We start from the raw sequence: 16,118 nt of genomic DNA, 5'->3' as shown, positions 1-16,118 counted from the left end.
ATGATTCACTTTGAATAAGTAGCTAGTAGAATATGATGTTAAGAGAATACTAAATTCTAGGTGTTATCTGTTTTATTGATTTTCTAATGTTACAAATTCTCCATAAGATCGATTGGGAAATTCTTTTAATTTCATTTTTAATATTTCCTTAAGTTCTTTTGCCTTTTTAGTATTAGAAGAATATATATTTTCTTTTTCTGTAGGATCACTTGTTAAATTAAACAATTGATCCGGTTCAAAGTAAAGTGGGTTATGTAGACTTGAATAATGCCCTAAATGTCCATTTCTAGTATAATAGGGTACATTAATCAATTCTCCTTTAAACCCTTTAAATTTTTCTCCTTTAGCAATTTTATCTTGAATTTCAGGTGTATACCTTACCGAAATATACTTCCAATTGTCTGCTAAAACTCCTCTAGCAAAACCGAGCTCAAAGAAAAGATAGTCATGAATTTTCACATTTTGATCTGTAAAAGTAGGTAGAAGACTACTTCCGTCTAATTCTATATCTGCGTTTATTTTTATACCGGCTAATTCTAATAAAGTAGGTGCATAATCTATATTTTGAACCATTCCTTTAAATTTGCTTCCTTTCTTAATACCCTTCGGATAATGCATCATTAAAGGTACTTTTACACCATTTTCATAAAGAGTAGTTTTTCCATAATGGTATGTACCATGATCAGACGTAATTACAATCAGTGTATTTTCATAAATGCCTTTTTCTTTTAGTTGTTTTACAATTGCTTCAACACTTCTGTCAAACCATCTTATCCAAGCCTGATTTTCACGTAGATTTTTATTAGCTTCCACTTCTTTCTTTATCTCCTTACGAGAAGGCATAAACGAATAATCTATTTCTTTATACCCAGCACTTGTAATGTTAGGGTCAGCATCTAAACCATGTATATATTTCCCTTCTTTTTTTAACCAAGGTTGAGGCCCATGCGGTACAGTGGTGGAAAAGTATAAAAAGAAAGGTTGTTCCCTTTTCTTACTTTCATCAATAAATTTCATTGCGGCACTTGTTGTCCATTCAAGATTATGTACATTAGCATCTGTATTATAAAGTTCACGGAGATTACCCTGATAGATAGCATTAGCATAATCAAAACCGTATTCTTTCACAATCTCTACCCATTTATCATGATTGAATTGCATGGCTTCAGAAACAGTTGGAGTCTTGATGTCATCACCTTTAGCATACGTTTTAAAACCATTTTTTTCAAGGTCTTTATCTTTCAACTTACGGTGCTCCATAATGTGTGACTTTCCTACAAAACCTGTTCTATAACCATTTTTTTGTAGCGTTTTGGCTACATTAAATTTATCTTTTTCAAGTTCTGTATTATTTTCAACCCTTGTGGTTTTTCCAATAGGATGCAAACGCATAAATTCATCTCCTTCACACTTTCCTGCATATCTACCAGTCAACGTAGTATATCGGCTTGGTGAACAAACAGAAGAAGAAACATAAGCATTTGTAAAAATCATCCCATTGGAGGCAAGGCTGTCTATAACGGGTGTTAAGACATGATTTTCACCACAAAAACCAAATGTTCTTGTTTCATTTTTTTCACTTTTTCCCATAGGAAAAGGGCTCATGTCATCTACTAAAAAGAACACAATATTTGGTTTACCTTGTCCTAATAAAGTAGATGAAATGAAAAGTAAAAAAAATGAAAGAATATATCTCTTCAGTTTTCCCATTATCTGAAAATTAAATATTTCTAACTAACTCTCGGTTTTTTACACCATCATAAAATTTAGAATCATGGTTTTCTAACCATTCTAATAATGCTGTTCTTAACTCTTCAGCTTTATCATTATATTTTGCCTGATCTGGGTTTTTTCCTAAAAGGTTATTCATTTCATTTGGATCATCATTAAGATTATATAATACATTAATAACCTTTGATTCAACAGAATAAGGAACCATTAATTTCCAACCATCTTTAACAATCATATAATTAGGAGAAACATCTCCGCGGTAATTCCATTCTGTAACTACATACTCTCCATATTCATGCTCTTCGCCATTAATCATATCTTTTAAACTTTTACCATCACTGTCTGGAGCATCAACTTCTAAATAGTCAAGAATAGTAGGGAAGATATCTATGTGAGAAACATAACCATCTATTGTAGAATTTTCTTCGATTACATTAGGTAAACGCATTAATAATGGAATATGAGTAGATTCTTCATAGAATACATTTTTCTCTCTTAAGCCATGTGCTCCTAACATTTCGCCATGATCACTTGTGAAAACTATTAAAGTATTTTCAGCCAATCCTAACTCTTCAACTTTGTCTAAAATCTCACCAATCCAAAAGTCGACTTCAGTAATCAACCCATAATAATTAGAAATCATATATTTAATCTTTTCTGGATCAGAATATTCTGGAAGATTTTTACGTCCATTTGCCCTAACATAAGGAGAGTTAGACATGTCATCATTAATACTTTCAGGAGGCGTCATGTCTTCTGTTTTATACATGCTGTAGAAAGGTTCAGGTACAATCATTGGAGCATGTGGATAATGGAAAGAACAAGTTAAACTAAATGTTTTGTTCTTTAATCTATCTAAAGCATCAAGAGTTTGCTGTCCCTGAAAAGCAGTCATTGTAAATTCTTTCGGAATATTTGATCTCCCATGAAAGTTTGGTTGAGACTTTTTTATGTCTTTTATATCTTTATAGTCATGTCCGAAGAACACATCAATAGGGTCTGGAGTATAAGGTCTTTTTGTAAATCTATCTATATGTTCTCCATTTTCTAAAGCTCTTTTTTCTAAGCTTTCTTTTAACCAATCTTGATAGAAAAAACTTTGCCCTCCATGATCGAATGCATATTTACCATTTTTAGCATACTTAGTAGGGTTGCTATATACATCTGCTTTGTTTGCCATTGCATGCCACTTGCCATAATACTCACAAGTGTACCCTTCTTTCTTAAGTATTTCATCAAAAGTAGGGTGTTGCATTACTTTTTCTTTTTTATAGTAGTAGGTTTTGTCATTGGTATTTACACCAGTATTTTCAACTGTTCTTCCTGTTAGAATAGAAGAACGAGCAGGCCCACATACAGCACATGCAGAATACGCATTTACAAAGTAAGCTCCACTTTCACCTAATCTATCTAAGTTCGGTGTTTTTAATACTTTATTACCTGCCAATCCTAGGGCCTTATATTGTTGTTGGTCTGTTATAATAAATAACAAGTTTGTTTTCTTCTTCTTCTTAGGAGGATTAGAACAAAAAACATTTGCTGATACAAATAGTAATGCTAATAAAGTTATAATTCTTTTCATTTCTTCTTTGTTAAGTAATTCAATTCAAATGTATTTGATAGCATTAATTGAGCATTAATTAGAATATAATGGATTAATAATGGCTATATAAAACGTCTTATTTGTAGATAAATAACCTAGTACCTTCTTCTTTTGCAGCTGTTAAGTAAGCTTTTAATTCAGCAGCTTTTTTGGGGTGTTTATCAATAATATTATTTTCTTCTTTAAAATCTTCTTCAAGATTGAATAATTGAGCATGTAAATTTTCATTTTTCGATGCTGTATTTTTTGCCTCTATGAATTTCCAATGTCCATCTCTCACTGCTTTTCTACCTTTTACATCTCTGTGAATAAGTGGGGCTCTCGTATATTTTTTATTCGGCTGTTTGATTACCTTATAAAAGCTATGGCTATCAATAGCATAATTTTTATCAATTTCTTTCCCATTGTTAAGGTATTCACCAATGAATGCATAAAAGTCTACAGTGCTTACTATAGCATCAGATTGCATCCCTTTTTTTATATTGTTAGGATGATTAATAATCATAGGAATTCTAAAACCACCCTCCCAAATTGTATGTTTGTCACCTTTATAGTCACCATTAATTTTTAAGCCTTTATTTATGGCAAAATTTTCAGGCATTACTTTTTTCTTATTAGGAATATCTCCACCATTATCACTTGCAAAAATAATCATTGTATTTTCTCTTAACCCATTTTTTTCTAAATAATCAATTAAAACACCTAAGCATCTATCAATATCTTGAATGAAATCGCCATAAGCACCTGCATTACTTTTTCCTCTCATTTCTGGACTTGGTGTAATAGGGTGGTGTACGGCTACAGAAGAAAAGTACAAAAAGAAAGGCTCATTTTTATCTATAGATGATAACCATTCAATGGATTTATTAGTAAGGTCATTCATTACTTGTTCAGTAACTCTTTGTGGTGCGTCATATCCTACATATTGATTTCCGTAAAAAGAACCACCATAAGCCGCTATTTTATCAGAGCGTAATCCATATATTTTATTATTCTCAATATAAATTTTATGGATATCATCTAGATTATTAGGAACTGTAAAATTGTAATCAAAACCATGGTCATTCGGCCCATTTTCAATTGTTCCTAAGAGATTTTTAAACCTTTCATTTTTATAACCTAAATGCCATTTACCTATTGCAGCTGTATTATATCCTAAACCTTGTAGATAGGACGGAAGTGTTTTTGTATTACGATCAATTAAACAAGCGTCTTTAGTATTAACAACTCCTTTTTGAAGACTTGTTCTCCATGAATATTCTCCTGTAAGCAAACCATACCTTGTAGGAGAGCAAACAGAACCTGTTGTAAAAGCATTCGTGAAATGAATTCCTTCTTCAGCCAATTGATTAATATGAGGAGTTTGAATGAGATCTTTAGATGCACCATAAATATTAGTGGATCCGTAGCCAAAGTCATCTGCAAAAAATAAAATAATATTTGGCTTTTTGCTTTGAGCAAAGGTAATGTTACAGTAAAGTAGTACACTTAGTACAGCAATTAATAATTTCATTTCTTAAAGAGGTTTGTTCTATTATGGTAGACAATCAAAACTATCTGGATAGCTTAACAAAGCATTAATACGTAATTAATACACGATTTCAAATAACTATAGATCTATTAATTTGTGCGTTTTTGAGCTAATTTTGATGTTTTTAGCTCTATTAAGTAACGATTAATTTATCATTTGTAGACTAACATAAATTTGTGATTAAGAAATACTAAAAAAGTACAACACAATTTTATGTGTACGCTTTTTGATCTAAAAATAGTAGTGATGAAATTATATAAATTTTATGCTCTTTTAGTAATTGGTCTTACAGGACTTGTATTACTATTTAGTTTTAATAAAAAGAAGAAAGAAAAAATAAATTACCCTTCTTATAAAGGGCTTGTGATGTGTGGTTATCAAGGATGGTTTAGGGCCCCTGGCGATGGAGGATATAGAGGCTGGGGGCACTTTGGTAAAGGTACAGCTTTTGATTCTGAACATATAACTATTGATATGTGGCCAGAAATGTCAGAATATAAAATGCAATACCCTACATCATTTATAAATGAAGATGGAGCTAAAGCAAAAATATTTAGTTCATTAGATGCGTCAACTACAGATTTGCATTTTAAATGGATGAAAGAATATGGTATAGATGGAGTATTTATGCAACGTTTTTATCAGAACACTAAGCATGAAAAGAAAAGGGGTGAGCTCACAGAAATTCTTAGTAATGCTTTTGATGCAGCAAATAAATATAACAGAGCAATTGCTGTAATGTATGATTTATCTGGGTTAAAAAAACAAGAAAGTTGTTACGAAACTTTGGTAAAAGATTGGAAAGCCTTAATTGATGAATTTCAATTTTATAATGGGAAAAATAAGAAGAATTATTTACACCATAATGGAAAGCCTTTAGTTTCAATTTGGGGCTTAGGGTTTATAGACCGAAGTTATTCTATTCAAAGTAGTGAAATTGAAAAATTCATTGATTTTCTAAAGAATGATCCTAAATATGGAGGTTTTTCTGTAATGATAGGAGTACCCACTCATTTTAGAAAATTAAATAATGATTGCCTTCCTGATCCAGCTTTGCATGATATTATTAAAAAGGTAGATGTTGTTCAACCTTGGCTTGTGGGACGTTTTAAAATGAAACAATTAGATAATGATGTGTATTCAAAACAAATTAGTCAAGATGTAGCATGGTGTAAAAAAAATGGAGTGGATTATGTTCCTACTGTTTACCCTGGTTTTACGTGGTATAACCTTCAAAGAATGAACGGTGTTAATGCTGATGAAAGAAATCCATCTTTGAATGCTATCCCTAGAGCGAAAGGTGAGTTTTTAAACAAACAAATTGATATTGCTTTAAACAAAGGATCAGAAATGTTATATGTAGCAATGTTTGATGAAATTGATGAAGGAACAGCGATTATGAAAGTAACAAATACTCCTCCTGTTAATGGCACTTTTGTAGATTATGAAGGGTTACCATCTGATCATTATTTAAAAATTGTTGGACAAGCAGGTAAAAGACTTAAAACACAGAATCAATAGTTTAGTGAATATTAATTATATAGAAAGAAGTTATGTGACTACGAATGAATGTTAAATATATTTAGGTACATCTATTATTTTGTAACAGGTGTACCTTTTTTAATACTGTTAATTTCTTATGCTTCTATTATGTTTTAATCTGATATTCTTGTTCTAAAAAAACAGGGTGTAATTATAAAAATGAAAGCTGTAATTAAAAATAAAAAAGTAATTAGTAAGCCTTCTAATAAGGTAACTAAAAAGAACAATAACCTTACTTTTTATAATTTATATAGAATAATGCTACTCACTCTATTAGTAGTAGCTATAGGTTTTTCAGGGGGATGGGATTTATCATTCTCTAAAGGGAATAAAGTTGAAAAGAATGTGATTGTTTCTCAACATCATTTTGAGAAAATATTTAAGCAAGCAAAATTTTTCACGAAAAATAAAAACGATAAATATGTCATTTATAATAAACATAAAGACATTATTGGATATGCTATTTCAACACATGATTACGCTAGCGATGTAAAAGGTTTTGCTGGAGAAGTACCAATACTTATCGGTTTTGATAATGACTCTACTATTCAGAATATGACTCTTCTTCAAAATAATGAGTCAGATGAATATATGGAATATATAATTGATGAAAAACTATTAGATAGTTGGAATGGGTTGAAATTTGACCGTGCTCAGCTTCTGGATGTAGATGGTATTACATCTGCTACAGAAACTAGTGAAGCAATGATAAAAACAGTGCATGTAACATTATCAGAAATTACAGGTATACCGTTACATCAAAAACAACTGGGATGGAAAACAATCTTACAATTTTCACTTTCATTCTTTACTATATTATTTGGGCTTTTGGTGTGTTTTTATAAACCAATGAAAGGTTATAGAACATCATTATTAATAATGGTGGTAATTGTTTTAGGTTTTATGTACCAGAAAATGTTGTCTATTTCTTTAATTCATGGTTGGATAATAAATGGTATTTCTATAGAATCAAATATTATTTCTTTCTTACTTATTGCTTTATCGGTTATACTACCTTTAACCACAAAAAAACAATTCTATTGCCATTATATGTGTCCTTTTGGAGCAGCACAAGAGTTAGTAGGAAAAATTTCTCCTTTTCAAAAGAGAAACTTAAAATGGTTGAAATTTGGGAATATTCCCATACAGACTGTGGTTTCTATTTTCCTGATCGCATGTATTATCATAGGGTATTACCCCGAACTGTCTTACGTCGAACCATTTCCATCATTTTCTATTAAAATTGTTTCTTTTTGGATGTTAGGTTTTGGAGCATTGTTTCTTGGCCTATCACTTTTTTATTCAAAACCATGGTGTAAAATATGTCCTACAGGTTTTGTTATTGATAACTGTAAGAAAAAAACATCGAGAGATATAAAAGACTATAAAATTATATGAAACTAAGTGAATTATTAAACATTGTATTAGTAGTTATTCTTATAGGAGTAATAATTAAATACAATTACGATGTAAGTGATAACCAAAAAATAGCTAAGGAGTTAATAAATTCTGAAGCAGTGGTAGACTCTCTACATATAAAAAAGTCTGTGGGTAAACGACCTTATTTGTTTCCAATGCCAATTGGAGTAATAGGTTCTTATGATAGTAGTGGTACACCCAATATTATGGCAGCATCGTGGATTGGTATAGTAAACTCAAAACCATTAAGTATTGGAGTGTCATTACGTCCTGCAACGTATACCTATAAAAATGTGATGAGAACAAAATCATTTACAGTAAACATTGCCAATGAAAAACTGATTTCATATATAGATTGGGTAGGGCACTACTCGGGAAAAGATATGAATAAATTTGAGAAATTATCTTTAACTCCAGTTCGCTCAAAATTGGTTGATGCACCTTATGTAAATGAGTTTCCAGTAGTTTTAGAATGTAAGGTGGTAAACATTACAAATTTGGGAAAACATACTCATTTTGTAGGTGAAATTATGGATGTGAAAGTAGATACTGCTTTACTAAAAGATGATAATAAAAATTTAATAGATATCTATAAATTAAGACCTGTTATGACTGGGCAGGGAAGTGGGTATTTTGGTATAGGACAACATTTAGGTAGAGGAGGAAAAGTTTATCAGAGATTAAATATTATTCCTTAAAAATCAATAATTCACAAATTACATGTATATTTTTGTTGTTATTTAACTATCACAATATGAGGTGTATACACCGTAATTATAGCTTTTCGAAGTAGTATTGTCTGTTTTTTTAAATCACATTTTTTCTATTAAACCTTGTTCTTAAAATTATAATTTACTTACTTTGAAACACAAAGTACTTTTTATGAAAGAACAAGAATACATTAACGACCTTAAAGAAATCAAAGATATCATGAATCGTTCATCACGATTTTTATCTTTGAGTGGACTCTCTGGAATAAGCGCAGGAATTTGTGCACTAATAGGTGCTTACTTTGCTTATGATATTCTATTTAATATAGGTTATGATAGAAATTTTATAGGAGAGAAAAAGATAAATGCATTAGTATTAATTGGTGTATTAACACTGGTTACTGCAATTGTTTCGGCACTTTATTTTACATTAAATGAAGCTAAAAAGAACAATCAGAAACTATGGGATTTACAAGCTAAAAGATTACTAATTAATTTATTTATTCCGTTAGCAACGGGGGGTATCTTAACACTTTCTTTAGTAGAAAAAGGGTTTATTGGTCTTGCTGCACCACTAACGCTTATATTTTATGGTCTTGCATTAGTGAATGCTAGTAAGTATACAAATTCAGAATTAAGAGGACTTGGGATTTTTGAAATAATTTTAGGACTTTTGGCATCGCAATTTATAGGGTATGGTCTATGGTTTTGGATTGTAGGTTTTGGCTTTTTACATATTGCATATGGTTGTTACATGTATTTTAACACGAAAAAGTGAAAGATTTATTAAACGATCTAAATAAAGCCTTCGAAAATAAAGTTCGATTAGGGATAATGGCGGCACTTGTTGTAAATGAGTACCTTGATTTTAATTCCCTAAAAGAACTACTTGGAGTAACTGATGGCAACTTGGCTAGTCATTTAAAATCTCTAGAAAAGAGTGAATTTGTTTCTGTTAGAAAAGAATTTCTGAACCGTAAACCAAATACAAAATATGCTGCTACAGAAGAGGGGAGAATAGCTTTTTCTAAACATATAAAGGCTATAGAAAACTTATTAAAATAAAAAATTTACACTATTACTTTGTGTTTCAAAGTACTTTTAAAATATAATAAAATGAATTGTTCAAAAAGAAAAGAACCTTTATTTAGAGATGAGGGAAACATTAAAAGAGTGCAAACTTATCTATTAATTCGGTGTGTAATTTCACATTATCTATCACTTTAAAAAAATTTATCTAACCACTTTGAAATTCAAAGTACTTTTAATTATTAATATGGAAAATCAAGAGAAAAAAAGCTGGAAAAAAAATACTGTAATGGTTAAAATTGGAATTATAGGAATACTAATAATATTACTACTTATTCTATTAGCATTAATACAAAATGTTATTGATGAGAGAGAGTTTTTAAATGAAACTGCAATACATGAAGTTTCATCAAAATGGGCCAATAAACAGCAGATAAAAGGACCAATTTTAACAATTCCACTAATATTAGAGGAAGTAAATAAGGAAGGTAAGAAAATAAAATATACTCAAGATTGGATAATACTTCCTGATCAACTTACTATAGATGGGCTAATTACTCCAGAATCTTTAGGTAGAGGTATTTATGAAATAATTGTTTATACCTCAAAATTAAATTTGAAAGGAAAGTTTGCATTAGATGAAATACCAAGTAAATCAGAATTAATTGAAATTCAGTATGATAAAGCATTTCTAACAATAGGTATTTCTGATTTAAGGGGAATTAAAAATCAAATAACAATGAAATGGAACGACAAACAATTGTTGGTTAAACCTGGAACAAAAATACCGAATTTAATAGAAAGTGGAGTTACAATTCCAATTGCTCTCACAAAAGAAAAGCTGAGTAGTTTTGATTTCAATTTTGATTTAGACTTACAAGGCAGTCAGAATTTATCATTTATACCTTTAGGGGCAACAACTAAAGTTTTATTAAAATCTAACTGGAATTCACCGAGTTTTGTAGGTAATTTTTTACCTGATCAAAGAGACATTACAGATGAAGGTTTTACAGCTTCATGGAAGGTATTACAACTTAATAGAAATTTTCCTCAACAATGGATCAGTCAAGAATTAAACTATCGACAAATTATTAATAAAACAGAATTTGGACTTAATCTCATTTTACCGTTAGATGATTATCAGAAATCAACTCGCTCTGCAAAGTATGGGTTAATGACCATTGTTCTTACGTTTTTAATTTTCTTTTTGATCGAGATTATCAACAAAACAAGAATACACCCTTTACAATATGCAATGGTAGGCTTTGCATTAAGCATATTTTATATCTTATTGGTATCGATATCAGAGCATACCAATTTTAACTTTGCTTATGGAGTTTCTACTTTTTCAATTGTAACTATGATATTTCTGTATTCTCTTACACTATTTAAAAATAAAAAATTATCGTATCTATTGCTTTCAATTCTTTGTGCTATTTATAGTTTCTTGTTTATCACATTACAAATGGTTGATTATGCCTTATTAATGGGCAGTATTGGTATAACAGTTATTCTTGCTTGTACGATGTACTATACAAGAACAATTAATTGGTATAAACTCAATTTAGAAGCCAATTAAGAAGTATAATTACTTTAATATTGAAGAGCAAAACTGATTTTTGTGAAAAGGAAAGAGAAAGGTGCAATTGTGTATTTTTCTCTTTTTTTGAGTTGTAAAGAACCATTTTGTTCATTTTGTGTTCAGAATGTTAAAGATGTGTTATCAAATCCTTTGGTATGCTATTGATATGTTTTTTTACGCTAAATGTAAATATTCATTCATTGTAAATTGTCTATACAAACATTTTTTTTTGACTAGACTTTTTCAATAAAATGGTTAATCAATTACAACTTACAGTACTACTTATTTTGATGGTACTTCAGACTACTTTTGCAAACAGCTTTTTACAAGAAACTGAAGCAGAGTCGACTACTTTTTCAGAAGAAATTGAAGTAGCTGATCATGTGAATGCTTCGGGCGGATCATTTATTAAACTTACAGGAGGAGAATCCTTAAATTGTGCAATTTTAGATGTACCTGAAGACGGAGATTACGATCTCAGAATATTTTATTTTAACGGAGGTAAAGAACAATCGTTTACTTATACTATAAATTCCAGTGGAGAGCAATCAGGAACATTATCCCCTTCTAATTGGGCGTATCAAGGTGTAGCTGGTAATAATAAATTGACAGTAACGTTATCAAAAGGAGTAAATACAATTACAATAAAATCTCCATTAAGCGAGACATTATTATTGGATAAATTTGTGATTTCAGAGGTACAAGAAGAGGTTATTTTAGACACCTATTATGTGAGTGCTGATGGTAATGATTTAAATATAGGAACAAAAGATTCTCCGTGGAAAACATTAGCAAGAGCATCTCAAGCAGCATTGCCTTTGAATGAAGGAGGAACATTAAAAGCAGGTGATAAATTATTATTTAGAAGGGGAGATACGTTTTTAGGTAACTTAGTTATTAAATGTGTTGGTACAGAAGAGAAGCCTATAGAAATCAGTAGTTATGGTGAAGGAGAATTACCTATAATTTCGGGATCTGGCGCTATTGAAGGAGGAGATTACTTTGAAGCAATTAAATATATAAATGTTTCGCACGTAATTATGTCTAATATTTGGATTAAAAATGATAGGAAGAATAGTGATAGATCGAGCTGGGGAGCAGAAAAAAGTTTTGGAATTTTAGTGGTTGCAAACAAATGGGCTACAGGTATTTCAGAAAATCTAATATTTAGAGAACTTAAAATAACAGATGTATTTGGAACGTCTTTACCAGAAGATTTTGATGCTTTAAATGTAACAGGTCTTCGTTTTGAATCAGATAGTAATGAAGTAGATAAAACAATAACTATCCAAGATGTATTGATTGAGGATTGTTATTTTTCTCATATAGGAAAAGCTGGTGTATGGTCTATTCATAAAGGAAAAGGAACAGAGGACAATCAAGTAAATAGATCATTAAATTTTATCATTAAAAACAATCACTTCGAAAAAACGGGAGGTTCGGGAATCATTTTATCAAAAGTAAAAAATGCATTGGTAGAGAATAACTTTTTTGACCATTCAGGACATAGCGACCCTAACGAAACTCGTTTAGTAGGTAGAGGAAGTGGAATGTGGGTTTTTTCATGTACTGACGTTTTAGCACAGTACAATAAGTCTTTAAGTATTAGAGGGTATAACGATTCTTATGGAATGCATATTGATTTTGGGAATAAAAATATCATTTTTCAATACAATTATAGCGAGGATTCTGAAGGTGGATTTGTTGAAATTTTAGGTGATAACCACAACGTTGCTTATCGTTTTAATGTAAGCGTGAATGATGGTGTAAGAGATTTTCATGGGAGTACTATTTGGACATCCGGTTTTGTGGGAACAACTACTATCGATGGGAAAACGGTAAAAAATGACCCTATTCCTTCTGATGGAGTATATATTTATAATAATACAATCTATGTTGATGCTCCGATTAAACCAGATTTTTCTTTATATAGTAAGAATACTTATATCTATAATAATATTTTTGTACAAGAGGGAGATGGTATTATTGGAGAAAATGTGGAGATGGACATGCAAGGAGAATTTATAGTTTCAAACAATTTATTTGAAGGGAATATAAGCACTGAATTTACTGATTTAGATAAGCATTCAATTTCTAAAAAACCATTATTTAAAGAGAGAGGAGCAAAGCATAAAGAGGGGTATCAAATAAGTGAAAATAGTCCTGTTGTAAATAGAGGGTTATCATTTAAAGAACCAGATTTCCCCATGGCGGGCAAAGGCATTTTTAAAGATATACCACTTAATTTAGATACAGATCCTTTTGGTAATAAAGTATCGATTAATCAGTATTCTCCAAACATAGGTGCTGATAACAGATACAATATTTTTGAAGAGAACAACAATACGCTTCTTACTGCTATTGCTATAGAAACGACCACTCAGTCTTTAAAAATTGGTGAAGAAAAAACATTGGAAATTATATTTACACCTTTAGATGCAACGAATAAATTAATTGATTGGAAAAGTTCTGATCCTACGGTTGTATCAGTAAATAATAAGGGTACTATAACTGCTTTAAAAGAAGGTGAGGTTACAATAACGGCTACTTCAGACGATGGTGGTTTTATTGCTGAAATTAAACTCACAGTTCTTGGTGAAACGGTAACTAGTTTTAAAGATTTTGAACAAAAGAAAGTAAGTATATTCCCAAATCCTGCTCAGCACATTTTACATATTACTACTGAAAATTGGCAAGAAGATAAAGTAGGTGTTTTAGTGAATTTAATGGGAGTACAAGTCTTAACCTTTACTTTACAAGCTGAACAAAAAATCTTGGTTGATAACCTTGAAAAAGGTATTTATCAATTGATTATTATTGATATAAATGGGAATAGAATAATGAAGAAGGTAGTTTTAAACTAGAATTTATTTCCTTTAAATAAAAAGCCAATTGAGGTTAACTACTCAATTGGCTTTTTATGTTTAAATGTATTGCACAAGATGAAGAAAAATAATTAGTATTTACAGATAATGAAGAGTAATAACTATAAATTCTAAGATCTACAGTACAATTGGTTAATTTATATAAGTACTATTTATTTAACTCAAGAATACAACGATATAAATGCTTAACTCATTAAAAATTCTAATTTTATTTTCGTTTATCTGTATATCTTCAATTACAGTTTACGGACAAAAAGGGCACTTTTCAGATCCCAATTATTCTCCAAATGATTATGATATTGTAGATGGATTAAGAAAAAAGAAAGCAGCAAAATTAAAAGCATCTGGAGATACCGTTTCAACAAAGGCAAAAGAGAAAAAAGTATACACAATTGTACTGCCTGTTGTTGCTTATAATCCATTTACAGGTTTAATATTAGGTGTAGGCGGCATAGGGTCTTTTAGATTGGGTGCAGACCCTACTAAAACAAGACTTTCTTCTGTTGTACCTTCTTATACATGGACCACAAATAATCAGAATATTGTCCGTATAAATTCGAGTTTATACACAAATGAAGAAAAATACTATATTTTTAATTCAATTACTTGGAGTGTAAGCCCGCAAGTTACCTATGGAGTTGGTGGTAATACGGAACAACAATGGGCAACAGAGGTAAGCCCTTCAGTATTTAAGTTTGTTCTAAGAGGTTATAAAAAAGTGAAAAAGGACTTTTTTGTTGGTGTCAATTTTAATTATGATCAGAAATATAAATTAGTAGATGATTCTGCTGAAGGAATGAGAGAGATTATAAATAACGGTAAAAATGATGGGCAAACAGCAGATCAAGTTCAAAGTGCAATAGATACTAAATATGGAGATAATAAATATGATACATTCTGGGAGCAAAATAATGTAGATCAGAATGGGTTTGCAACTGATTATAACGCAGATAAACCAACCAATGAATTGCAACAGAATTATTATCCTACTCCTTTTGGTTACCATCCCTATGGCACCCAAGAAAGATATATTTATAGTGGTATAGGTGTTAATTTATTATATGATTCTAGAGATAATATTAATAATCCTTTTAAAGGTTCTTATGCAAACTTGATTGTGAACACCTATCAAGATTGGTTAGGAAGTACGTATAACTCAACAAGTATATATGCTGATTTAAGACATTACGTTAACCTAAATAAGAATTATACACAGATTTTAGCGTTTTGGGGGTTAGCCAACCTCACCTTTGGCGATACTCCTTATCTTAACCTCCCAAGAATTGGTGGTGATGATTGGTATAGTAGTGGAAGGGGTTATACAGCAGGAAGATATTTAGGAGAAAAATTATTGTATTTAGAGGCAGAATATAGAGTGAATTTATACAAATGGTTTGGGATGACTGCTTTTGTTAATGCACATACAGTTTCTGAGATAGATGGAAGTTTTTCTTATGTGAATCCAGGTGGAGGATTGGGATTTAGATTCCAAGTAATTAAGAAATCGAGATCAACAATAAATTTTGATTATGGAGTAGGTAAAGATGGTTCTTCTGGTGCGTATATGAGATTTATTTCGGCATTCTAAACTATTCATTTACAGTGAAATAATTAACATAGATCAATTTCTTTATCTTTTAGTTTAATATTAAACTTTGTTTGTAGTTTGTACTTTGTTATGTGGTGATAATCTTAGACTTTTGTTATAAGATTTCAGGAACAACCAAATTATATAATCACTATGAACAAGGTCTATAAAATATTATCTGTGTTAATGCTTACATCAGGAACGTTGTTTGCAAATGAAGTCCCACTTATTGAAGAAGATGGTATTTCTAAGATGGAAGCTAAAAGAATGATGAAGAAATTGATTAAAGAACATAATCTCATCAAAGTAAATAAATCAGCTTCTGGAAATATTAGTTCAAGAGAAGTAAAATTGACGTATGAAGATGAATCTGGAAAACTAATTCACTTTTACTTCGATAACATTCGGTTTTTAAATTACGGAGCAATGGTGATTACCGAAGAAACAAATTAGTATTAGAGCCTGATCTTTTTTAAAAGTTCAGGCTTTTCTTTTTAA

The 16,118-nt window shown here is 30.5% G+C and carries 12 protein-coding genes; 9 read left to right on the top strand and 3 right to left on the bottom strand.

Annotation, left to right across the window (positions count from 1 at the left end; all coding sequences use genetic code 11):
- Positions 1-72 precede the first annotated feature (72 nt).
- The 3 genes from KM029_RS21395 to KM029_RS21385 form a co-directional block, all read right to left on the bottom strand.
- The gene (locus tag KM029_RS21395) at positions 73-1,710 is read right to left on the bottom strand and encodes a sulfatase family protein (protein ID WP_144075847.1); all 1,638 of its coding nucleotides are present in this window, start codon (positions 1,708-1,710) and stop codon (positions 73-75) included.
- A gap of 10 nt (positions 1,711-1,720) precedes the next feature.
- On the bottom strand, positions 1,721-3,313 hold the full coding sequence (locus KM029_RS21390) for a sulfatase-like hydrolase/transferase (RefSeq protein WP_144075846.1): 1,593 nt from the start codon (positions 3,311-3,313) through the stop codon (positions 1,721-1,723).
- Positions 3,314-3,410: 97 nt separating this feature from the next.
- The gene (locus KM029_RS21385; protein ID WP_144075845.1) at positions 3,411-4,847 is read right to left on the bottom strand and encodes a sulfatase family protein; all 1,437 of its coding nucleotides are present in this window, start codon (positions 4,845-4,847) and stop codon (positions 3,411-3,413) included.
- Between the two features lie 264 nt (positions 4,848-5,111).
- Between KM029_RS21385 and KM029_RS21380 the strand changes: the two genes are divergently transcribed.
- From KM029_RS21380 to KM029_RS21340, 9 genes are all read left to right on the top strand, one after another.
- Positions 5,112-6,386: a glycoside hydrolase family 71/99-like protein gene (locus tag KM029_RS21380; protein ID WP_184679454.1), complete on the top strand. Its 1,275-nt coding sequence runs from the start codon at positions 5,112-5,114 to the stop codon at positions 6,384-6,386.
- 180 nt (positions 6,387-6,566) lie between these two features.
- Positions 6,567-7,805, top strand: a complete 1,239-nt coding sequence (locus tag KM029_RS21375; protein ID WP_144075844.1) for an FMN-binding protein — start codon at positions 6,567-6,569, stop codon at positions 7,803-7,805.
- Positions 7,802-8,524 carry a flavin reductase family protein gene (locus tag KM029_RS21370; RefSeq protein WP_205125506.1) on the top strand — a complete coding sequence of 241 codons (723 nt, stop codon included), beginning with the start codon at positions 7,802-7,804 and terminating at the stop codon, positions 8,522-8,524. The genes KM029_RS21375 and KM029_RS21370 overlap by 4 nt, the downstream gene beginning before the upstream one ends.
- 184 nt (positions 8,525-8,708) lie before the next feature.
- The gene (locus tag KM029_RS21365; RefSeq protein ID WP_144076831.1) at positions 8,709-9,314 is read left to right on the top strand and encodes a hypothetical protein; all 606 of its coding nucleotides are present in this window, start codon (positions 8,709-8,711) and stop codon (positions 9,312-9,314) included.
- Complete coding sequence (locus KM029_RS21360; protein WP_144075843.1) at positions 9,311-9,601, top strand: winged helix-turn-helix domain-containing protein; 291 nt, start codon at positions 9,311-9,313, stop codon at positions 9,599-9,601. Before KM029_RS21365 ends, KM029_RS21360 begins: the two co-directional genes overlap by 4 nt.
- Positions 9,602-9,812: 211 nt before the next feature.
- Positions 9,813-11,144, top strand: a complete 1,332-nt coding sequence (gene creD / locus KM029_RS21355; RefSeq protein ID WP_144075842.1) for a cell envelope integrity protein CreD — start codon at positions 9,813-9,815, stop codon at positions 11,142-11,144.
- Positions 11,145-11,398: 254 nt separating this feature from the next.
- Positions 11,399-14,011, top strand: coding sequence for an Ig-like domain-containing protein (locus tag KM029_RS21350; RefSeq protein ID WP_144075841.1), 2,613 nt, complete (start codon positions 11,399-11,401; stop codon positions 14,009-14,011).
- Positions 14,012-14,213: 202 nt separating this feature from the next.
- A complete protein-coding gene (locus KM029_RS21345; RefSeq protein ID WP_144075840.1) occupies positions 14,214-15,620 on the top strand; it encodes a BamA/TamA family outer membrane protein in 1,407 nt (468 codons plus the stop codon).
- Between the two features lie 153 nt (positions 15,621-15,773).
- Positions 15,774-16,073: a hypothetical protein gene (locus KM029_RS21340; protein ID WP_144075839.1), complete on the top strand. Its 300-nt coding sequence runs from the start codon at positions 15,774-15,776 to the stop codon at positions 16,071-16,073.
- Positions 16,074-16,118: the final 45 nt, after the last annotated feature.

Source organism: Flammeovirga kamogawensis, assembly GCF_018736065.1.
GTDB lineage: Bacteria > Bacteroidota > Bacteroidia > Cytophagales > Flammeovirgaceae > Flammeovirga > Flammeovirga kamogawensis.
The sequence above is the reverse complement of the archived record's forward strand: the minus strand, read 5'-3'. Positions and strand labels throughout refer to the sequence as shown.

Coding starts and splice junctions, on each gene's coding strand:
- KM029_RS21375 (WP_144075844.1), top strand. CDS start 6,567: ATGAAAGCTGTAATTAAAAATAAAAAAGTAATTAGTAAGCCTTCTAAT.
- KM029_RS21390 (WP_144075846.1), bottom strand. CDS start 3,313: ATGAAAAGAATTATAACTTTATTAGCATTACTATTTGTATCAGCAAAT.
- KM029_RS21340 (WP_144075839.1), top strand. CDS start 15,774: ATGAACAAGGTCTATAAAATATTATCTGTGTTAATGCTTACATCAGGA.
- KM029_RS21380 (WP_184679454.1), top strand. CDS start 5,112: ATGAAATTATATAAATTTTATGCTCTTTTAGTAATTGGTCTTACAGGA.
- KM029_RS21370 (WP_205125506.1), top strand. CDS start 7,802: ATGAAACTAAGTGAATTATTAAACATTGTATTAGTAGTTATTCTTATA.
- creD (WP_144075842.1), top strand. CDS start 9,813: ATGGAAAATCAAGAGAAAAAAAGCTGGAAAAAAAATACTGTAATGGTT.
- KM029_RS21395 (WP_144075847.1), bottom strand. CDS start 1,710: ATGGGAAAACTGAAGAGATATATTCTTTCATTTTTTTTACTTTTCATT.
- KM029_RS21385 (WP_144075845.1), bottom strand. CDS start 4,847: ATGAAATTATTAATTGCTGTACTAAGTGTACTACTTTACTGTAACATT.
- KM029_RS21350 (WP_144075841.1), top strand. CDS start 11,399: ATGGTTAATCAATTACAACTTACAGTACTACTTATTTTGATGGTACTT.
- KM029_RS21345 (WP_144075840.1), top strand. CDS start 14,214: ATGCTTAACTCATTAAAAATTCTAATTTTATTTTCGTTTATCTGTATA.
- KM029_RS21365 (WP_144076831.1), top strand. CDS start 8,709: ATGAAAGAACAAGAATACATTAACGACCTTAAAGAAATCAAAGATATC.